At 40.1% G+C, this 20,040-nt stretch carries 17 protein-coding genes and 1 riboswitch; of the genes, 7 read left to right on the top strand and 10 right to left on the bottom strand.

Annotation, left to right across the window (positions count from 1 at the left end; translation table 11 throughout):
* Nucleotides 1-90: 90 nt before the first annotated feature.
* The 4 genes from nqrF to OB69_RS12155 form a co-directional block, all read right to left on the bottom strand.
* Nucleotides 91-1,395 carry an NADH:ubiquinone reductase (Na(+)-transporting) subunit F gene (gene nqrF, locus OB69_RS12140; protein ID WP_053224012.1) on the bottom strand — a complete coding sequence of 435 codons (1,305 nt, stop codon included), beginning with the start codon at nt 1,393-1,395 and terminating at the stop codon, nt 91-93.
* 131 nt (nt 1,396-1,526) lie between these two features.
* The gene (locus OB69_RS12145) at nt 1,527-2,801 is read right to left on the bottom strand and encodes a homoserine dehydrogenase (RefSeq protein WP_071426778.1); all 1,275 of its coding nucleotides are present in this window, start codon (nt 2,799-2,801) and stop codon (nt 1,527-1,529) included.
* A complete protein-coding gene (locus OB69_RS12150; protein WP_053224013.1) occupies nt 2,788-3,852 on the bottom strand; it encodes a homoserine O-acetyltransferase family protein in 1,065 nt (354 codons plus the stop codon). Before OB69_RS12150 ends, OB69_RS12145 begins: the two co-directional genes overlap by 14 nt.
* A gap of 167 nt (nt 3,853-4,019) precedes the next feature.
* Nucleotides 4,020-4,137: riboswitch (SAM riboswitch) on the bottom strand.
* A gap of 198 nt (nt 4,138-4,335) precedes the next feature.
* Nucleotides 4,336-5,343: an NHL repeat-containing protein gene (locus OB69_RS12155; RefSeq protein ID WP_053224014.1), complete on the bottom strand. Its 1,008-nt coding sequence runs from the start codon at nt 5,341-5,343 to the stop codon at nt 4,336-4,338.
* A gap of 160 nt (nt 5,344-5,503) precedes the next feature.
* Here OB69_RS12155 and OB69_RS12160 point away from each other — a divergent pair, with 160 nt between their 5' ends.
* Genes OB69_RS12160 through OB69_RS12170 form a run of 3 tightly spaced genes read left to right on the top strand, consistent with a single transcriptional unit; the run spans nt 5,504 to nt 8,587 of the window.
* The gene (locus OB69_RS12160; protein WP_053224015.1) at nt 5,504-6,403 is read left to right on the top strand and encodes a LysR substrate-binding domain-containing protein; all 900 of its coding nucleotides are present in this window, start codon (nt 5,504-5,506) and stop codon (nt 6,401-6,403) included.
* A gap of 59 nt (nt 6,404-6,462) precedes the next feature.
* Nucleotides 6,463-7,641, top strand: a complete 1,179-nt coding sequence (locus tag OB69_RS12165; protein ID WP_053224016.1) for a threonine synthase — start codon at nt 6,463-6,465, stop codon at nt 7,639-7,641.
* A 25-nt stretch (nt 7,642-7,666) separates the two neighbouring features.
* The gene (locus OB69_RS12170) at nt 7,667-8,587 is read left to right on the top strand and encodes a YeiH family protein (RefSeq protein WP_053224017.1); all 921 of its coding nucleotides are present in this window, start codon (nt 7,667-7,669) and stop codon (nt 8,585-8,587) included.
* Between the two features lie 318 nt (nt 8,588-8,905).
* Here OB69_RS12170 and OB69_RS12175 read toward each other — a convergent pair whose 3' ends face one another.
* From OB69_RS12175 to accD, 3 genes are read right to left on the bottom strand one after another with little or no spacing between them, the layout of a single operon-like run.
* Nucleotides 8,906-9,883 carry a radical SAM protein gene (locus OB69_RS12175; RefSeq protein WP_053224018.1) on the bottom strand — a complete coding sequence of 326 codons (978 nt, stop codon included), beginning with the start codon at nt 9,881-9,883 and terminating at the stop codon, nt 8,906-8,908.
* A 42-nt stretch (nt 9,884-9,925) separates the two neighbouring features.
* Complete coding sequence (locus tag OB69_RS12180) at nt 9,926-10,171, bottom strand: hypothetical protein (RefSeq protein ID WP_157608564.1); 246 nt, start codon at nt 10,169-10,171, stop codon at nt 9,926-9,928.
* Between the two features lie 10 nt (nt 10,172-10,181).
* Nucleotides 10,182-11,024, bottom strand: coding sequence for an acetyl-CoA carboxylase, carboxyltransferase subunit beta (gene accD, locus OB69_RS12185; RefSeq protein ID WP_053224020.1), 843 nt, complete (start codon nt 11,022-11,024; stop codon nt 10,182-10,184).
* Between the two features lie 198 nt (nt 11,025-11,222).
* Between accD and OB69_RS12190 the strand changes: the two genes are divergently transcribed.
* The 4 genes from OB69_RS12190 to OB69_RS12205 all read left to right on the top strand — a co-directional run bounded on the left by OB69_RS12190 (nt 11,223) and on the right by OB69_RS12205 (nt 15,375).
* Nucleotides 11,223-11,798: a TetR/AcrR family transcriptional regulator gene (locus OB69_RS12190; RefSeq protein ID WP_062299916.1), complete on the top strand. Its 576-nt coding sequence runs from the start codon at nt 11,223-11,225 to the stop codon at nt 11,796-11,798.
* Between the two features lie 12 nt (nt 11,799-11,810).
* The gene (locus OB69_RS12195; RefSeq protein WP_053224022.1) at nt 11,811-12,890 is read left to right on the top strand and encodes a 3-oxoacyl-ACP synthase III family protein; all 1,080 of its coding nucleotides are present in this window, start codon (nt 11,811-11,813) and stop codon (nt 12,888-12,890) included.
* A 285-nt stretch (nt 12,891-13,175) separates the two neighbouring features.
* The gene (locus tag OB69_RS12200; protein ID WP_245620813.1) at nt 13,176-13,658 is read left to right on the top strand and encodes a CPBP family intramembrane glutamic endopeptidase; all 483 of its coding nucleotides are present in this window, start codon (nt 13,176-13,178) and stop codon (nt 13,656-13,658) included.
* Between the two features lie 166 nt (nt 13,659-13,824).
* Nucleotides 13,825-15,375 (top strand): helicase associated domain-containing protein, encoded by a 1,551-nt coding sequence (locus tag OB69_RS12205; protein WP_053224023.1) that lies wholly within the window; start codon nt 13,825-13,827, stop codon nt 15,373-15,375.
* Nucleotides 15,376-16,167: 792 nt separating this feature from the next.
* Here the strand turns inward: OB69_RS12205 and OB69_RS12215 are convergent.
* From OB69_RS12215 to carB, 3 genes are all read right to left on the bottom strand, one after another.
* Nucleotides 16,168-16,719, bottom strand: coding sequence for an REP-associated tyrosine transposase (locus OB69_RS12215; RefSeq protein ID WP_053224025.1), 552 nt, complete (start codon nt 16,717-16,719; stop codon nt 16,168-16,170).
* A 195-nt stretch (nt 16,720-16,914) separates the two neighbouring features.
* The gene (locus OB69_RS12220; RefSeq protein WP_053224026.1) at nt 16,915-17,154 is read right to left on the bottom strand and encodes a hypothetical protein; all 240 of its coding nucleotides are present in this window, start codon (nt 17,152-17,154) and stop codon (nt 16,915-16,917) included.
* Nucleotides 17,155-17,160: 6 nt separating this feature from the next.
* Nucleotides 17,161-19,974 carry a carbamoyl-phosphate synthase large subunit gene (gene carB, locus OB69_RS12225; protein WP_053224027.1) on the bottom strand — a complete coding sequence of 938 codons (2,814 nt, stop codon included), beginning with the start codon at nt 19,972-19,974 and terminating at the stop codon, nt 17,161-17,163.
* Nucleotides 19,975-20,040: the final 66 nt, after the last annotated feature.

Raw genomic sequence — 20,040 nt, forward strand, 5'->3', positions numbered from 1 at the left:
AACGCTATTTCAGGACGGGACATCTTTTCAATAAAAAAAAATGACCATCCTAAAAGAATGGCCATTGTATATTTTATTGCTTGGGGTTAATTAACCTCCGAAGTCATCAAATGCTACGTTTTCAGGTGGAACACCCCAGTCGTCACACATTTTAATTACCGCTGCGTTCATCATTGGAGGCCCACAGAAGTAAAACTCAATATCTTCAGGAGAATCATGTTTGCTCAAGTATTGGTCAATCACCGCTTGGTGAACAAAACCTAAGAAACCATCACCTTCTTTATCATTTACATCTTTCTTCTCTACCCAATTGTCTTCTGGCATTGGCTCAGAAAGCACAAGATAGAAACGAAAGTTCGGGAATTCCTTTTCGATTTTCTGGAAATCTTCTAGGTAGAAAAGCTCTCTTTTTGAACGTCCACCGTACCAGTAAGATACCTTTCTTCCTGTTTTCAATGTGTGGAAAAGGTGGAATAAATGAGATCTCATTGGCGCCATACCTGCACCACCACCAACATAAAGCATTTCTGCATCGGTAGGTTTAATGAAGAATTCACCGTAAGGTCCAGAAATAGTTACTTTATCGCCAGGCTTTCTAGTAAATACATAAGAAGAACAAATACCTGGGTTAACATCCATCCATTTATTATTTGCTCTGTCCCAAGGTGGAGTAGCAATACGGATGTTCAACATGATAATGTTTCCTTCGGCAGGGTGGTTAGCCATTGAATAGGCACGGAAGATTTCTTCTTCGTTTACCATTTTTAAATCCCAAAGCTGGAATTTGTCCCAATCTCCTTTGAACTTGTCTGGACCAGCCGGATCGTTTGGATGCGGCTCAATGTTGATCGTTTTGAAATCACAAACTACCGGTGGAACGTCTACTTGAATATAACCACCCGCTTCAAACTCTAAGTGCTCGCCTTCAGGTAATTTCACTACGAATTCTTTAATAAATGAGGCCACGTTGTAGTTTGAAACCACTTCGCATTCCCATTTCTTAATACCGAAGATTTCTTCAGGTATTTGAATACGCATGTCGTTTTTAACCTTTACTTGGCAAGAAAGACGAACGCCTTCTTTTTGCTCGGCACGGTTAAGGTGACCCACTTCGGTTGGAAGTACATCTCCTCCACCTTCGTTTACGGTACATTTACACATGGCACAAGTACCACCGCCACCGCAAGCAGACGGAAGGAAAATTTTCTGACTAGAAAGGGTATTTAATAGTGTACTTCCTGCGGAAGTAATAATAGGGTTCGCCTCGTCACCGTTTACGATGATTTTAACGTCTCCCGACTGAACTAACTTGGACTGAGCATAAAGCAAAATCAGTACGAGCAATAAGATTACAGCCGAAAACGCGACTACTGAAGTGATAATTACTGAAGACATTTAACAATCTCTTTTAAATCAACAATTGGTTAGGCCGTAAATCGACCTCCCATAAGGGCTACAAATATATCCACTAAAGATTAAAATGGAGAAGGATTCAGTAAAAAAACCACGCATTTAGAAGATACTCTTTAAACGCTGATTTTTTCTCTCAACTTTTGACCCTTTCTCAATTCTAAAATCTCGGTTTCCAGTGCGCTAAGGTCTAATTCTTCCGAAATTTCGGTGTCATTGTCGAACTGAACTACAGAGATTTTAGAGTTATAAACCCATTTAGATTGAAGTAGTTTTGAGAGTTTGATTTTACCGATCACATAACTTCTATCAAAGCAGAAGAATTTTTCGGAAACTGCTTCGAACTCGTTGAGGTCAATATGCTCTGGTTTTTCAAAACTTACATACACTGTTACAGCGTTTTCGCTACTGAAATGTACCTTACCCTGATTGTAGTGCTTTTTATATTCGTATTTGTAATCATAGCTCAATGCCGAAATATCTGAAAGCACGGCCGCACCAGTAGGTAAACTTCCAGCCCCTTTTCCTATAAATAACTGATCGTCACAGAATTCACCGTTCAGTGTAACTGCGTTGAACTCGTTATTTACATTTCTGAGGTTGTGGTTCTCCTTTATAAACTGTGGTAAAACGCAGGCAAATACCTCATCGTTTTTTCGCGAAGCTTGAGCAATCAGCTTAATTCTATAACCGTGTTTTCTTGCAAACTCCAAATCGCTTGGCTGCAAATGGTCAATGCCTAAATTGGCGATTTTCTCTGGCGATACGTTAATGCCGAAAGCATGCGTCAGTAATATGCTCAACTTAAATTTCGGGTCGAAGCCTTTTACATCTAAAGTGGGATCGCTTTCAGCAAAACCCTTTTCTTTGGCTTCTTCCAAAGCTTGAGCGTAATCTAAATGCTCATCAAAAATTTTGGTGAGAATGTAATTGGTTGAGCCATTGAAAATTCCTTTGATTTCGTTCAGTGGTTCGTGTCCAAAGTACTCTTCCAAAGTTCTGATGATAGGAATACTGCCGCAAACTGCACCTTCATACAAAATTCCCTTTCCAGTTTTTTCCTGAAGATCAATCAGGTATTCAAGGTTTTCGGCTACCATCTTTTTGTTGGCAGTTACCACCGACTTGCCGTTTTTCAAAGCCGTAGTTACAATTTCAAGCGCAGCTTCCGCATTATCAATCAGCTCTACAATTACGTCAATAGAAGGGTCGTTCAAAATGTCTTCTTTAGTATAAGTAAAAACGGACTCGGGAAGACTTCTTACTTTATGGCGATCTTTCACACAAATCCTTACGATCTCACCTTCAAAGTTTTTCGAATTGTTGATGGTTTGATAAAGGCCTTGTCCTACACAGCCAAAGCCGAAAAGGCCTATTTTAATTGCTCTCATTATTTAAGAATGGTTTTAGTATTTCAGATATTTTTTGAGTTTCGATTAAAAAGCCGTCATGGCCATAATCGGATTGAATGATTTTGAATGTTGAATTCGGCAGATGCTCCGCTATAATTTGCTGGTCTTCTATTGGGAAAAGAATATCACCTTCAATGCCAATGATTAAGGTTTCTGCCTTTATTGTGGCTAATGCTTTTTGAACATTTCCTCTTCCGCGCCCCACATTGTGCGTGTCCATGGCCTTCCCCAAAACATAATAGCTGCGTGCATCAAAACGATGACTTAGCTTTAACCCTTGATAACGCTGGTAACTCTCGGCCCTATAATTATCGAGCGCTTCGTTGTCGTCTTTCTGGCTTTGGTTGAATGTGCTGGGTGTACGATATGAAAGTAAGGCCATGGCCCTAGCCGCTTCCATTCCTTTCTTTCCTCCGTTAACCGAGCTGGAATAAAATGAAGGATCTGCTTCGATGGCCATGCGTTGCGCAGCGCGAATGGCTTTGCCCCAAGGGCTGCTTTGTGCCGAAGTGGCGATTACGAATAGTTTATCAAAAATAGGTTCTTCAATTACCCACTCTAGAATTTGTTGACCTCCAGTAGATCCCCCCATACCCAAATGGATGCGTTCAATTTCTAAGTGCTTCCTGAGCAAAATATGTGCTTTTACCTGGTCACGAATGGTGATATTTGGGAAGTTTGATAAATACCTTTCGCCAGTATTTGGGTCGAAATCCTTGGGGCCAGTAGTGCCATAACAAGAGCCCAGAATATTAGCGCAAACAATAAAATATTCATCAGGATTAATCAGGTAATTATACCCAATCAAGCCTGGCCACCACTGTATAGGGTCTGCATTTGCCGTTAGGGCATGGCAAACCCAAATTACATTGCTTTTGTCTGAATTAAGCTCACCAAAGGTTTGGTAGGCAATCTGAAGCTCATTGAGAATCTCACCAGATTCTAGGCGGAATTCACCAGAATGGCGATAGTAGTGTAACGAATCGTTCACTTTTTTAAGATTTTGAGTAAATGGAAATGATGTAGTCATGACACAAGAATTTTGAATGTAGAACAGCAGGAAAGGATTCTGAGAAATTCAGAATTAGGCTGTAATCAAACAACAAATTGAGACATGAAGAACTGACCCTGACTTTGAGGGTGTGGTATGGAGCGGACGTTTGTCCACAAAGGATAAATAGGTTTGCATAACTGTCAAATTTATATTCTCCCGAATGCCACTTGGCCTTCTTTGGGATTAGGAATTAGCACCTTTCCTCTGCGGATGGTTGCTAGCGCATCATAGAGCCTATCTCTCCACGCTTCTGTATAAATCGATTCTTGAAATTTGGCTGATGCCAAATCAAAAAATCTCGACTTGTGACTGCAAACGTACAAGCCGTTTTATGAATTTCAAAATAGATAATGAAAAAAATAATCTGAAAGTACAATTCCTAGATAGAAAATATCTCTTTGAAGATGGTTTATGAATTGGTCGATTTAGCAAAAAAGTAACTAGGTATGATTTATCAGGTTAGTCCTTTTTAGGTAAGTCGAACTCATGAAGCTCGTAGGTCACTCCATCAAAGGCCAATATTTTGTTCCTTACGATGGTAAACGACATATACCAAGTGTCATCCTTGCCATTATTGAGTTCAATAATTCTTGATAGTTCAATTTTAGAATCGCTTATCGTAAAATTGAAAATTTGCCTTGATGTAACTTTATTTTTGGTCGAATCAAACCCTACTAGGAGTATATAAAGCTCACTGCCATGCAAGCTTGCATCTATAACAAAGCCGGCTGTGCCGCGCATCTGGGGTGATGATTTTTCTCTTTTAATGGAGTGCTCAATAAATTCCTCGAAGTACTCAGGATAGTATATTTCTTCGGTTTTATTTCCTGCGAAGTCAAATCGTTCTATTACAGGCTCATTTTCACTTACTGCAATTATTTCATTTTTATATGGGAACAAACGAAAAACTCTAGGTCTATCATGATTGATCTCAGTGAGTCTTCTATTGTGAGAACCGAAATAGTGGATTGAATCTTCACCAGTTAAGCTGTAAGAGAAAAGCGGTGGGGTAGATTTATCATATTTACTTCCATACAGCTTGTTGTTTTTAATGAAAAATCCATCGCTGCTAGGGATATCTCTGCCAAATTGGTGGCTAATCGTTCCATCTAAATTGAAGACCTTAATTTTCTGGTGACCGCCATCCAGTATAAGTAATTGATTATTGTGAACCTGAGAAGCTCTTGGATCTTGTAATTCGGTTGGGCCATCACCTTTCCGTCCGAAAATCTGCTTCAATTCATAGGCTTCATTTAACTCTAAAACTCTACCATTTTCAATTTCAGTAAGGAAAATGCTTCCTTTCGAGTATTGTATATCCTCTGTTATACCAACAAAAGTTGAATCGTTAAACTCACTAACTTTTTTTTGAACCTCAATAGATATTTCAGGAACAGGAGTTTCTGAGTCTTTATTCTGGCAGCCGAAGACAAACAGGAGTAGAAATAGATATGATAACTTCTTCATAAAAAATGGAATGAAGTATAGTTTACTGAATTTGGTTTAATATGGTTGTAAACTAGTCTCCTACACTAGGAAGCAGAAGTTGAAAATGACTTGTTCAAACCAGAAATAAGGAGCGAAATGTTTCGTGTCTTCTTTCCATCAATCCCGTATATTGCTGCCTATGTTATCCATTTCTTACGAAGTATTCTATACCGTGGCCAGTCACTTAAGCTTTTCTAAAGCCGCGGAAATTCTTTGTATATCACAGCCTGCTGTAAGCAAACAGATAAAAAAATTGGAAGGAGAAATGGAAGTGCCTCTTTTTCAGCGCAAAGGGAATGCTGTGTTTTTAACGCCCCAAGGCGAAAAAATGCTTAGCTATTTGCGTGAAGCCAAGCATATCCAGAAACGCATGGAATCGGATATGGACATTGTCAAAAGTCAGTTGACAGCCAAAGGCGAACTGAGGATAGGTGCTAGTACCACCCTGTCGCTGTATGTTTTGCCCAAAGTGCTTTCTTCGTTCCGAAAAAAATGGCCATTGGTGAAAATAACTTTGATCAATCGGAATACAGAGAACATTCTTAAGGCGCTGACCAATGAAGAAATTGACTTGGCTGTAGTAGAAGATAAGCACGAGGCCAGCGGACTTCATTATGACTTTTTTATGGCGGATAAAATCATTCCGATCTGTTCTACACACAGCCCTTATGCAGGGCGTGAAATTTCCATGAAAGAACTGAAGGAAATTCCTTTGGCGCTGCGCGAAGTGGGTTCAGGAACCTTGTCTGCTTGGTCTAGAAAAATGACGCAGTTGAATATTAAGTCCTCCGACCTAAACATAAAAGTACGATTGGGCGGTACCGAAGTACTTAAGAATTTTTTGGTGGAAGATACCGCTGTAGGTTTTCTTTCGCCTTTGGCGGTAAAGCGCGAAGTGGCTTTGGGTTTACTTACCGAAGTAAATATTTCGGGTTTGGCAGTAGAACGAAGTTTCAACTTTGTAACAAGAACGGGTGAAACCATGACCGATGTGACCAAGGCTTTTATTAAGCAGGCAAAATTTAGTTATAACCGTTAGTTATAATGGGTTACTTTTATTCATTTGATTGGTTATGATTAGCGATGCAGTTTTGCATCATGAACTTCATCAAAACACAAACATCACTCGCCAGTCATTTGGAATGCTCCAAATGTAAAAAATCATACTCCCTTCATGAATTGCAGACTTTTGCCACTTGCTGCAACAAACCATTGGTAGTACAATATCATGCCACCGAACCCTTTGGTATTTCTGATCTTCAGGGTAGAAAACCCACTATGTGGCGCTATCGAGAAATGTTGCCTGTTTTGGATGATGCCAATATTGTTTCACTTGGCGAGGGCATGACTCCCATACTGCCACTCAAACGATTGGCTGCTCAATTGAGGCTAAATGACCTTCAAATGAAAGATGAATCACTCAACCCAACGGGTTCTTTCAAGGCGCGAGGTTTGAGTATGGCAGTTTCAAAAGCCAAAGAATTAGGAGTGGAAAAATGCGTGGTTCCCACTGCGGGAAATGCAGGAGGGGCAATGGCTGCCTATTGCGCTTCGGCTGGCATTAAAGCTACGGTGATTATGCCGAGCCATACCCCGAAAATATTTCAAGACGAATGCCAGTATTACGGAGCAGAGTTGCTTTTAGTTAAGGGCTTGATCAATCAATGTGGGGCTTTGGCTGCTAAAATTGAGAAAGAGCAAGGCGCTTTCAATATTTCCACTTTAAAGGAACCTTACCGACTAGAGGGTAAGAAAACCATGGGTTATGAAATTGCTGAGCAGATGAATTGGCAGTTGCCTGATGTAATTCTGTATCCTACTGGTGGAGGAACGGGCCTACTAGGAATCTGGAAAGCTTTTCATGAAATGATAAACCTTGGCTGGTTAAAAGCTGATGTGAAGTTGCCTCGAATGATTGTAGTGCAAGCGGCTAATTGTTCTCCTGTGGTAGATTCTTTGAATGGAATTACGAAAGACATTTCTGAATACACAGAGTCTTTGGCCAATGGTTTGGCTGTTCCGGTGGCCTTTGGTCAGGATATGATTCACTGTGTGGTGAAAGAGTCGGGTGGTACTTCGGTGACAGTTTCTGAACAAGAAATGATTGATGGAGTGAAGAAAATGGCCAAGCAAGAAGGGGTGTTAGTTGCGCCTGAAGGAGCAGCACTTTGGAAAGCAATTCCGAAGCTTATTGCTAGTGGAGAAATTTCTCGCTCTGAAAAAATTATGATGATCAATACGGGAAGCGGCTATAAGTACTTAGAGAACTTGAATTAAACGTTTCGATTTAAATCTCTAAATCATGTTAATTTTCAAAAGAAGCCTGTTTATAGGCCTAGCTGCGTTATGCCTTTTGCCTGCAATCAACGCCCCGATTGCCTTAATTATGGGGCTTATTTTCGGGAGCATAATAGGGAATGTCGGTTTTAGCCAAGTGCCGAAAATCACAAAATGGCTACTGCAAATTGCGGTGGTGGTATTGGGTTTTTGCATTGCGGTGGATAAAGCCCTATCGGCAGGTTCGGAAGGGTTTATGCTTACGGCACTTTCTGTATTTTCAGTATTAGGCTTAGGCTTGTTCCTAACAAAACGATTTCATTTAGATAAGAAAATGTCCTTCTTAATCTCTTCCGGAACTGCAATTTGCGGAGGAAGTGCCATCGCCTCAATGGCACCTGTAATTAATGCTTCTACCAGAGAGATATCTTCTGCTTTGGCGGTGGTTTTTTTACTAAACGCCTTGGCTGTTTTTATTTTCCCTAGCCTCGGGGCTTTTTTGCACATGACACAACATCAATTTGGTTTATGGTGTGCTATAGCAATTCATGATACCAGTTCGGTAGTGGGAGCTGCTTCAGTATATGGTAAAGAAGCTTTGGAGTTGGCTACGACTGCCAAGCTGGTGAGAGTATTATGGATTATTCCATTGATGCTCGGAGTGGCCGTTTTCACTAAAGATAAAAAGCAATTCAAATTTCCGTGGTTCGTGCTCTTCTTTATACTAGCTATGGGTTTTTCAGCCGCTTTTCCGCTTCCAAAAGTACTCACCTTAAGCATGTTTACTTTTTCTAAATCGCTAATGTCTTTGGTATTGTTTTTAATGGGGGCGAGTTTAACACTCAAAGAATTCAAGGTGGTAGGCTATAAACCTTTGGTGTACGGCATTGCACTTTGGGTGTTTGTGGGCGTAGCTTCAGCTGCTTTGATCTTGGTTTTTTACTGAGTTAGAGTGAGTGAACCGCAAAGATCGGTAAGATGCGCAAAGTGTGATTCGGTTAGTTGAATGTGTTTCACCGTGAAATAGGTTTGCACCACACTCCCCTAACCCCTCTTAATAGAAGGGAATGGTTTGGCGGTAAGTTTGAGCTTGCCCATTTATTAAACTGGTAAGCCGAAAAACAGCCTCGAATCTAGTTGTATGCACACTGCTTTTCATCCTGACTCCGAAGCCTCGGAGGAAGGAGCTAGAAATGGAATCATGAATCGAGAAATTTAGACACTCTGTGCCTCAGGAAAGAGAAGGAGTTTAAATTAAAGCACCTCAAAAAAGCTGTTTCCAAGTGCCTTTAATGCGGTTGTATTTAAGGGTACTGGGAAGCGCCTTCCACCAATACTTATTCATTTCAACTGCAAAACTAGGCTGCATATAACAGTTGATCGCGCAACCTTCACAAGCATCGTAACGGCCTTCCATAGCAATAGCAGCCTGTACTTTTTCTGACTGATAAAGGTTGAACAAATCATTTTGAATCGGAATAGTTTCTATTCCCAAATGATAGCAGGGCATGACCAACTCGTTTTGCGGAGAAATCACAATTGTGGTACTTCCAGCTTTGCAAACTGGCTTGTCGATATGATTTCCGCCATCACGTCTTAATTGGATAAAGCCATCGTTTAGGTATACGTTTTTACGTTTAGCCCACTTTTCTAGAAGGTCTAAAGTTGAAGAAGAAAGTGAAGGACCCGTTTCCACTTCGTTATATTCAAAAACTGGATTTAGAATAAGTACAAGGTTGTTCGGAAGTGTAATTTGTTGATGGACTTTTTCGATTTCATCAATGTTTTCTTCAAACACCGTCATCAGAATATCGGGTCTTTCTCCCAAACTTTTGGCCAGCTGAATTGACTCTATTACAGTATCGAAACAGGCAACACCACGGGCGGTATCATGCTTTTCTTTGCTGGCATAATCGAGGGAAAAGTGGAGCATATCTACCAAACCTTTGAGCGACTCTGCTCGCTTTGGGTAGAGCAAGCCGTTGGTGGTTACGGTAGTAATGAGGCCAAAGGATTTTGCCAGTTTTAGAAGCTCAGGCAATTCGCGGTGGAGGAGCGGTTCGCCTCCAGTGAAATCCACCACCTTAACGCCTAGTTTTTTAAGGTCGCTAAAATTGCGTTCGGCATCTTCTAGCGTAATGTAAGGCGATGGCTTCTCCCAAATATCGCAAAAGCTACAAGTCGCGTTGCAACGATAAGTAACGTAGTAATTGCAAAGTATGGGATGCTTAATAAGTCTCATAAGGTACTTCAGACTGTTAAGCTAAGTAGTTTCTGCTGTTATTTAAGCCAAAACGTAGACGCCTAACACCATAAGCGTTAATCCACCCAAAATACCCAGCCAAACGGCCTGTACTTTCTTGTTAGGCTTCGGGTAAAAACCTTCCACTTTGAGTGTAGCCCAAACCATAATGGCGAGGCCAAGAGATAGAGCGCCAATCTTTAAAAGTATTGAGGTGGCGAGTAGTGTGAACATCAGTATGACGGACAATACTACTCGAACTCCAGTTTTAGAAATTGACAGATTCATAGCGAGGTTGTTAATTCTTCAACATACTCAACAATGTAGTCAATTGTTTTTTCAAATCCCTGCGGTCAACAATAAAGTCTAAGAAGCCATGGTCAAGAACAAACTCAGCACTTTGGAAACCTTTTGGCAAATCTTTACCTACTGTATCACGGATAATTCGTGGGCCAGCAAATCCAATTAATGAACCTGGTTCTGCAATATTGAAGTCGCCCAACATGGCGTAAGAAGCACTTACTCCACCCGTAGTAGGGTCAGTCAATAACGAAATGTAAGGAATACCTGCCTCAGAAAGTCGTGCAAGTTTGGCAGATGTTTTGGCCATTTGCATCAATGAATAACCTGCTTCCATCATTCGAGCACCACCTGATTTCGAAATCATCAAGAAAGGCATTTTGTTCTCTAAAGCGAAGTCGATTGCTCTTGCAATTTTTTCCCCCACAACAGACCCCATAGAACCACCAATAAAGGCAAAGTCCATGCACGAAACCACAATGTCAATCCCGTTCATTTTGCCATGAGCCGAACGAACAGCATCTGTCAATTGAGTTTTTGATTGAGTTTCTACAATCCTTTTTGGGTAAGGCTTGCTGTCAACAAACTTAAGCGGATCACCAGAAGTCAATTTGGCGTCCATTTCAGTAAATTTATTATTATCGAAAATTATTTCGAAGTATTCTTTAGAACCGATGCGCACATGAAAGCCATCTTCAGGGCTTACATATGCATTGTTTTTAAGCTCGCGGGTATGAACAATCTTCCCGTTAGGGGTTTTGAACCATAAACCGTCTGGTGCATCTTTCTTCTGTTCTGTAGGGGTAGTAATCCCTTTAACTTTTCTCTCAAACCAAGACATACGCGTTCTTTATTAAGCTTGAACTTTATAAACAAATAGGGAACAAAAATAGGTCAAAACTGTGGTAGCCCAAAGCCTAATCGTGAGAACCTCTCATAAAACATCTATATACCCAACAAAAAGCTAAAAACTGATTGGTTTTCTATTCATTTCTCTTTTCCTTCGTATCACGGAATGAACGTTCATTCCGCATTACAAATGTTTGAAAATAAGCTTGATAAACGTTCCTTGATTTTAGGTACTACTCTGAATTTAATTTCGGAGCAGGGCTTTCATGGTACGCCAATATCTATTATTGCTCAGCGAGCTGGAGTTGGTGCAGGTACTATATACCGTTATTTTCAAAATAAGGAGGAACTGATCAATGAGCTTTTCAAAGAGATAAAGCGAGATATTATTCGGGCCATGCTCAATAATTATAGTGACGAGGGTGATTTTAAAGCACGTTTTATGCACCTATGGAAAAACATGGTTCACTATTTTATGAAGCACCCAAAGGAATTTAATTTTATTGAGCAGCACCGTTACGCGCCTTATATGAGCAACCTCACAAGAGAAGAGTCTTTTATGATTTTATCGCCTGTGATGATGTTTTTTATTGAGGCCAAGCGGGCCAAGGCCATGAAGGACCTGCCATTGTATACCATCATAGCATTGCTATATGGTCCAATCGTGTCTTTGCTCAAACAACATATTGACAACAATCAAAATCTTTCAGACGACAGGATAGATCAGGCTGCAGAGGCCTGTTGGGATGCCGTGAAACACAATTAACAAAAGTGAATTATGCGCGATTGCAAAGTAATTATTAACGGGGTGGGAAGTTGTATTCCCGAAAGAATAGTTAAAAATGAAGATTTCCTAAATGCTGAATTCTATCAGGAAAACGGAGAGAAGTTTACAGCCGATAATGCTGAAATTATTCGAAAATTTGAAGCCATTACTGGGATAAAAGCTAGGCGCTATGCCAATGACGATCAAAAGGCCTCTGACTTGGCTACAATTGCTGCAAAAAATGCATTGGACAATAGTACAATAGATGCTGAAGAACTAGACTATATAATTGTAGCCCACAATTTTGGAGATATGGAAGTGGGTACGCAACGCACCGACATGATGCCAAGCTTGGCCTCGCGTGTAAAGCACAATCTAAATATTCAGAATCCAGCTACTTCTTGTTACGATGTGATTTTCGGTTGTCCAGGCTGGTTGCAATCAAGTATTCAGGCCTACCAAATGATTATGATGGGTGATGCTAAGAACGTTTTGGTGGTGGGTACCGAAACCATTAGTCGTGTGGTGGATGTGCACGACCGTGACTCAATGATTTTTGCAGATGGAGCAGGCGCTACTATTTTTCAAGGAGTATCAGCCGATACCAATGGAGGTGTGCTTTCTCAAAGCTCTAGAACCGATGCTACGGTTGAAATGAGTTACCTAGAAATGGGTGCTTCCTTTCACCCAGAAAAGCAAAACGGCAAACGCTTTATAAAAATGAAAGGCCGTAAGATTTACGAATATGCGCTAGTGAATGTAGCCGAAGCTATTAAAACTGCCATGGACAAAGCGGGAGTGGAGCTGAAAGACGTAGATAAAATTTTGATTCACCAAGCCAATGAAAAAATGGATGAAGCCATTTTAAAGAAGCTTTTTAAAATCTGCGGACAAGAAAAACCTATGGCCGAATTTATGCCTATGACCATTCAAGATTTGGGTAATAGTTCTGTAGCCACGATTCCTACCATGTTGGATTTAATTCAACGAAATGAACTGGAAGGGCATAAAATCAACTCTGGAGATATTCTGGTTTTTGCCTCAGTTGGCGCGGGAATGCACATTAATGCGATGGTGTATAAAGTGCCTTAAGACTTCAATTGACATAAGAAATCACTTAAATGGGTTCAGCAATGAATCCATTTTTTATTCATGGAGGAATGCTTTAGACTTGTAGCAGCTATGCTCGGCATTCTTATTATTCTTCTTGCATCCTGGTTAATCCTTTTTCATTTTGAAAAGAAGAGTCTGTTGGCTTTATGCTTTACACCAGTAACCAAAAGGCTCAAACAGTTCGGATTGGGTTTTTTAGTTTCCGCGGTTATTTGCACCATGGTTACCCTTGCTTTGGCCGGTTTAAGATCCGAAACTTGGCTTTTGAATAGTCAATTCAGTTTTACGCTGTTACTCGATTCAGTTTGGTACGATCTCAAATCCGTATTTACGGAAGAACTGATTTACCGAGGCGCTCTACTTTACCTCCTGATCAAGAAACTCGGCAGCAAGACAGGGGTATTGATTTCTGCCATTGCTTTTGGCATCTACCATTGGTTTTCGTTTGGCGCATTTGGGAATGTGGTGCCCATGATTTACGTATTTCTACTGACAGGCTTAATGAGCTTGGTTTGGGCATATGCCTTTGCTAAAACAAAAAGTATCATGCTTCCTTTTGGCCTTCACCTTGGCTGGAATGTGATCAACAACGGACTGTTTTCTAAAGGCCCTTTGGGTGAAATAGCTTTAGTGGCGACTGGCGGAATTGAACCAGAAGGAGCAATTATGATTTTGGGGCTGGTGATTTCTGTATTTGTGCCGCCTTTGGTTACTTGGTTGTATGTTAAGTATGCGGTTAAAGAATAATTGGAATTGCTATACGCACTATTTCTCTTAGAACTGCCACATAAAACTTCCATATAGCACCAGTATATTGTTCGCTATAAGGAAGTTTTAATAAATTACATGGGATATATGCGCCACAAACGTGGCGTATACATAACGTTGTGCTTCATGCAAAAAGAAACCGTAAATGATAACAGAATTCATTGGACAAGGAATAAATGACGAGACAGACGAGTCTGCCGGAAATCATATTTGTTCTTCAATAAACAATGAAGTCTTTACGGACATGAATTTCTTTATCGCCTTTATGAGAAGTAAAGGACTGAGAGAAATGAAACCCTTCATTAAGAAAGCAAATAGAGAAGGTCGAAGATTGACTGTATTTGTTGGGATCGATGAAAAAATCACTTCTAAAGAAGCGTTGGAAATGCTCTTAGACCTAAATGTTGACGCCTATATTTACAATTCAAAGAGATATATCTTTCACCCAAAAGTCTACCTTTTTCAAGGTCAATTAAGAAACAGAATAATTGTTGGCTCTTCCAACCTGACTAAAACAGGACTTTTCTTCAATGTTGAATCTTCCGTTCTTTTGGACTTTACCAGTGAAGACAAAAGCGGAATGAAAGTCTTAAACCAATTGACAGATTATTTCGCACCTCTTCTTGATTTTTCAAGTGAACATTTAGACCGAGTTACTCCAGAACACATTCAGTACTTACTTGACAATTCCCTGATTTCTATAGAGAAATATGAATCAGACGAAGACTATGTAAAGAAAACGCATGATGAAACAAAAGAACGTTTCAAAAACCCCAAAATCGGAGAATTAGGTCAAATTGAAATAACAGAAGGTTCTAAATCCAACAAAAAGTATGAACTAAAAATAACTGAAGAGTATCTTGAAAAATGGGACAGTATGTTCGAGAGAATGAAAGCCTTCAAAGAAAAAGAAGGTAAAACGACTGTTCCTCGAGATTACCCTGATAGAACTCTTTACGGTTGGTATAGAAAGCAAAAGGATATATACAACCACCCAACTCTAAAAATGCCTGATGAGCATTTAGAAAAGTTAATGTCTATTGACTTTCATTTTGAAGATGGACACAAAGAGAGAGAAAGACTAATTGAAGAGAATTGGCTTGCTCTGCTGAAAGAAGCAATGGACGCAAATGAAGATATCCGAGTTAATCACCGCTATAAATTCAAGGGTGAAGGTTTGGGAACTTGGCTCGTAGGTGTAAAACAGTCTAACAAGAAGAAAAAGAAACTTGAACTTAGAAAGGAAATAGAAGAGTTGGGCTTTGACTTTAAAGAAACGAGTCGTAAACCTGAACACGTAGCGAAAAGATTTGTAGACAAACTGATTGACGACCCTAACCCAAACAAGATGGCCTACCAAACTAACTTTAACCACTATATCTTACCAAAAAAGGATATACTCGACCCAAAAATGAAAAAGGAAATAGAAGAAGTTTGGACATTGCAGTTTGACGAACCTCGACCATGGGAAAAAGGAACTTTAGATAACGATAGAACAGAAGAATGGAGAGCGTGGAGATATGACAAGGAGAAAAATCCTGAAGGCAAATGGTACAAAGGTCAGGCTCATTTAGGTCTACTCTATTATTGGGTTTACCATAAGAAAAAGTCTAAACGGAAAATGGACATGATAGTAAGTAACTTCACAGATAAAGAAAAACAGGAATTGAAAAATGAAGGGTTTCCAATTGACTGAAAAAAAGCACGAAAGCACAACATTGGCTATACGTAATGCGGGTGAAAGTGCTGATATGAAAGTAATTACATTAAATAAACTAACTGCTAAACGGAAAGTGAAGTGCCTTGAAATCCCGCACTACGCATAGCCGAGACCGTTAGCGGCAATACCTCATGACAAAAGATAAATTAGAGATAGGAGTTAATAAGTTAAAGACAGGTTTTTTCGCGCTTATTTTAATTGGGCTTGCGCTTTCTCCTAGGTACTTCATTGACTTCAATAATATTGTAGCGCAGGACATAATCACTCTATCTTTTTCGACTTTCATGTGTTATTGTTCTTATCGTTATTTTATAAAGCGAATCCTAATGGGACCGATAATTACGCTTACGAGAGAATTTATAAAGGTAAAGGACGAGGACACAGAACATATTTATACTTGGGCGACCATAAAGAAAGTTAAAGTAGTAACAGAGAAAAACATTGAGGGTAAGGACGTGTCGCGGACAATGTTATCAATTTGGACAACAACAAAAGACAAACTAGATGAATTCTTCATATCGGACATTGAGATGAACAGTGATGATATAAGAGAATTAATAAATAGTTATCAAAATGGTACTGCCGCTAACAATGTGTATAAAACATAGCGCTGGTACGGTGTTGCATTATAGTTTTCCCCCACTGGTCGTAGCGTCTCGCTGCGACCAAAAAGTCTCTATGTTAAAGTCTTAGCGAGACGCTAAGACTAGAGATATGAGAAGAAATGGGATTAACACAACTAGTTGTAGCGTCTCGTTGCGCCCCACACTAGTATAAAAAGCTTATTTCAATAATTCCTTTTTGGTCTTCATAATCCCTAGCGCTGCTAAAAACCCAATCGGCTGGTTGGTCTACAAAACCTGCATCAACAGGATTATTATGAATGTAGTCAAGGCGTTGAAGCATTATTTCTTTTGTAGAAAGTTCGATAGGGTGATTGTGCTGTTGCCAAAACTGAAAATCTTTGTTGTTTGACTTCTTTTCGCCCGCCCGCTTCATCATCCATAGCATCCATTCCTTTCTGCTCTCTTGTGGGTTGTTCTCCATATATTTTCTAATATGTCTGGAAGTGTAACTTTTCAAGTCTCGGATGATGTCTTCCAATTTAGAGGTTTCGTCTGTGCCTAATATTAAATGAACATGACTTGTCATAATGCACCACGCGCCTACCAAAAGGCCCTTTTCTTTCTGGCAGTATTTGATAGAATCAATCAAGATATTCCGATACTCCTGCCTAATGAAAACATCTAACCAATAGACCACAGTAAATGTCACGAAGTAAAACTGCTCTTGATTGCGAATGACATACTTTCTTCCCATAACTCAAGATAGTACTAATCAATTAATTTGTGTGGCGTAATATTGTATTATTTGAAAGTAAAACTTGGTCAATCATGATTGTGTAATGATGAAAAGTCTTAGCGAGACGCTAAGACTAGAGTAGCTTTTCACTGAGACTTACTAGTCATAGCGTCTCGCTGTGACCAAAAAAGTAAGCACAAAAAAAGAGGTGGATTAATCCACCTCTTCGTAATCTACATATTCTCCTCCTCTGAAATTATCAGAGGATTTTTCTTTCGTATTCTTAGGCGCGTAGTCAACATTGATTTTCCCTTCGGGACGATGTTGTTGCGTATACTGTTGGCGAGCACCCGCAGTTCTTTGCTGTCCGGTTAGGCCTGCTACAAAAAAGCGGAGCACATTGCGGATAATCCAGCCAATTAGAATTACGAAGAATAAAAATTTAAAAAACATATCGTTTTACCTACTTAGGTACAAATTCCTTTTAGAGTAGATGTCCAAGAAATAATCATCCATTAGGTCATCTATAAAGTAAATTGCCTCACCAGTAGATTTCATCTCTGGCCCAAGTTCCTTGTTTACGTTCGGGAATTTATGGAATGAGAAAACCGGTTCTTTAATGGCGTAGCCTTTCTTAACTGGCTTGAAATCAAAGTCTTTGATCTTTTTCTCACCCAACATTACCATTGTAGCGTACTTTACATATGGCTCTTGGTAGGCTTTACCTATAAACGGAACGGTTCTCGATGCCCTTGGGTTCGCTTCAATGATATAAACTTTATCATTTTTTATGGCGAACTGAATATTGATCAGCCCCACAGTGTTTAGCGCAAGGGCAATTTTTTTGGTATGTGCCTCAATTTGTCTGATGATGAAATCACCGAGACTGTAAGGAGGTAGCACAGCATAAGAGTCGCCAGAGTGAATTCCAGCAGGCTCAATGTGCTCCATAATTCCTATGATATACACATCTTCTCCATCGCAAATGGCATCGGCTTCGGCCTCAATCGCATTTTCTAAGAAGTGATCTAGTAAAACACGGTTGCCAGGAATATCTTTCAGAATGTTGATAACATGCTCTTCAAGCTCTTGCTCGTTGATCACGATCTTCATGCTTTGGCCTCCTAACACGTAAGAAGGACGCACCAATAATGGAAAGCCTAGTTCTTTAGAAAGCTCCAGGGCTTCATCAGCATCTTCTATTACTCCAAACTTAGGGTAAGGAATATCGTTTTCAGCCAGTAGATCAGAGAAACGACCTCTGTCTTCCGCTAAATCAAGGGCATTGTAGCTCGTTCCAATAATTTTGATTCCGTAACGATCGAGCTTCTCAGCCAGTTTCAAGGCAGTTTGACCGCCCAACTGAACAATTACGCCTTCTGGTTTTTCATGAAGAATGATGTCGTAAATGTGTTCCCAGAAAACAGGTTCGAAGTAGAGTTTATCTGCCACATCAAAATCTGTAGAAACCGTTTCAGGGTTACAGTTGATCATGATGGTTTCGTAACCGCATTCTTTGGCGGCCAATAAACCGTGAACGCAAGAGTAATCAAATTCAATTCCTTGGCCGATACGGTTTGGTCCCGAACCTAGAATAATTACTTTCTTTTTATTGCTGCTAATCGATTCGTTTTCTTCATCGAAAGAAGAGTAATAATATGGTGTTTGGGCTTCAAATTCTGCTGCGCAAGTATCAACCAGTTTGTACACTCGCTTAATGCCCATTTCATGTCTTTTAGTGAAAACCTCACTTTCAAGGCATTTAATTAAATGCGCGATTTGTCTGTCGGCATAACCTTTTTCCTTGGCCGTTCTTAGAAGGCTTTCAGGTAAGGTTTGTAGGTTGTGCTTTTCAATTTCATCTTCCAACTGGATCATTTCTTCAATTTGCTGAAGGAACCACTTGTCGATTTTCGTTTTCTTCTGAATGGTTTTTAACGGAATGCCAAGCTTAAAAGCGTCATAAATATGGAAGAGCCTGTTCCAACTTGGGTTTTCTAAGCTGTAAAGCAAAGCAGCTTGGTCTTTTAATTCCTTGCCATCGGCCCCTAATCCGTTACGTTTAATCTCTAAAGATTGACATGCTTTTTGAAGTGCTTCTTGGAAGTTACGGCCAATTCCCATGGCTTCACCTACCGACTTCATTTGCAAACCAAGCTTTCTGTCAGAACCTTTGAATTTGTCAAAATTCCAACGAGGTATTTTAACGATTACATAATCCAGTGCAGGCTCAAAGAAGGCTGAGGTGGTTTTAGTAATCTGGTTTTTCAATTCATCTAAGTTGTAACCAATGGCCAACTTAGCGGCAATTTTCGCAATTGGGTAACCCGTAGCTTTAGATGCTAATGCCGAAGACCTCGAAACACGAGGGTTGATTTCGATACCAACAATGGTGTCGTCTTCTGGGTTTACCGAGAACTGTACGTTACAGCCTCCAGCAAACTGCCCAATCGCGTTCATCATTTTGATGGCCAAGTCACGCATTTCTTGGTAAGTGGTATCTGGCAAGGTCATGGCTGGCGCTACTGTAATCGAGTCGCCAGTATGTACCCCCATCGGATCAAAGTTCTCGATAGAACAGATGATGATGACGTTACCAATATTATCTCTTAGTAGTTCAAGCTCGTATTCTTTCCAGCCTAAAATGCTTTGCTCTACCAATACCTCGTGAATTGGTGAAGCATTTAAGCCGTGGGTTAAAGCTTGGTCAAATTCTTCTTGTGTATTAACGAATCCGCCACCGTAGCCTCCAAGGGTATATGAAGGGCGAATTACAAGCGGAAAACCAATTTCTTGTGCAATTTCTTTTCCTTTTAAGAAAGATGTTGCGGTTTCTCCTTTACAAACGTTGACATCTATTTCTTGCATCTTCAACCTGAACTTCTCACGATCTTCAGTAGTTTCGATGGCATTAATGTCTACGCCAATAATTCTCACATCATACTTTTTCCAGATTCCTGCTTTGTCGCAGTCAATTGCCAAATTGAGTGCAGTTTGGCCTCCCATAGTTGGTAGGACTGCGTCAATTTTATGCTTTTCTAGAATTTCAATGATAGACCTTTTTGTTAAAGGCTTCAAATAAACGTTATCGGCCGTTACCGGATCGGTCATGATTGTGGCAGGATTGGAATTGATGAGGGTTACCTCGATTCCTTCTTCCCTTAATGATTTTGAGGCTTGAGTACCAGAATAATCAAATTCACAAGCTTGTCCGATGATGATTGGCCCACTTCCGATGATGAGGACAGATTTTATACTATTGTCTTTAGGCATTTGTAAGGGGTACGTGCGGTTTTACTAGGGTGTAAATTGGCACAAAGTTATAGCGTAAAACTTATA

The sequence above is a fragment of the Roseivirga seohaensis subsp. aquiponti genome (assembly GCF_001267955.1).
GTDB classification, from domain to species: domain Bacteria; phylum Bacteroidota; class Bacteroidia; order Cytophagales; family Cyclobacteriaceae; genus Roseivirga; species Roseivirga seohaensis.

What these genes read in the sequence shown, in the direction of transcription:
- nqrF (WP_053224012.1), bottom strand. Translation starts at nt 1,395, where the DNA reads ATGTCTTCAGTAATTATCACTTCAGTAGTCGCGTTTTCGGCTGTAATC.
- OB69_RS12145 (WP_071426778.1), bottom strand. Translation starts at nt 2,801, where the DNA reads ATGAGAGCAATTAAAATAGGCCTTTTCGGCTTTGGCTGTGTAGGACAA.
- OB69_RS12150 (WP_053224013.1), bottom strand. Translation starts at nt 3,852, where the DNA reads ATGACTACATCATTTCCATTTACTCAAAATCTTAAAAAAGTGAACGAT.
- OB69_RS12155 (WP_053224014.1), bottom strand. Translation starts at nt 5,343, where the DNA reads ATGAAGAAGTTATCATATCTATTTCTACTCCTGTTTGTCTTCGGCTGC.
- OB69_RS12160 (WP_053224015.1), top strand. Translation starts at nt 5,504, where the DNA reads ATGTTATCCATTTCTTACGAAGTATTCTATACCGTGGCCAGTCACTTA.
- OB69_RS12165 (WP_053224016.1), top strand. Translation starts at nt 6,463, where the DNA reads ATGAACTTCATCAAAACACAAACATCACTCGCCAGTCATTTGGAATGC.
- OB69_RS12170 (WP_053224017.1), top strand. Translation starts at nt 7,667, where the DNA reads ATGTTAATTTTCAAAAGAAGCCTGTTTATAGGCCTAGCTGCGTTATGC.
- OB69_RS12175 (WP_053224018.1), bottom strand. Translation starts at nt 9,883, where the DNA reads ATGAGACTTATTAAGCATCCCATACTTTGCAATTACTACGTTACTTAT.
- OB69_RS12180 (WP_157608564.1), bottom strand. Translation starts at nt 10,171, where the DNA reads ATGAATCTGTCAATTTCTAAAACTGGAGTTCGAGTAGTATTGTCCGTC.
- accD (WP_053224020.1), bottom strand. Translation starts at nt 11,024, where the DNA reads ATGTCTTGGTTTGAGAGAAAAGTTAAAGGGATTACTACCCCTACAGAA.
- OB69_RS12190 (WP_062299916.1), top strand. Translation starts at nt 11,223, where the DNA reads ATGTTTGAAAATAAGCTTGATAAACGTTCCTTGATTTTAGGTACTACT.
- OB69_RS12195 (WP_053224022.1), top strand. Translation starts at nt 11,811, where the DNA reads ATGCGCGATTGCAAAGTAATTATTAACGGGGTGGGAAGTTGTATTCCC.
- OB69_RS12205 (WP_053224023.1), top strand. Translation starts at nt 13,825, where the DNA reads ATGATAACAGAATTCATTGGACAAGGAATAAATGACGAGACAGACGAG.
- OB69_RS12215 (WP_053224025.1), bottom strand. Translation starts at nt 16,719, where the DNA reads ATGGGAAGAAAGTATGTCATTCGCAATCAAGAGCAGTTTTACTTCGTG.
- OB69_RS12220 (WP_053224026.1), bottom strand. Translation starts at nt 17,154, where the DNA reads ATGTTTTTTAAATTTTTATTCTTCGTAATTCTAATTGGCTGGATTATC.
- carB (WP_053224027.1), bottom strand. Translation starts at nt 19,974, where the DNA reads ATGCCTAAAGACAATAGTATAAAATCTGTCCTCATCATCGGAAGTGGG.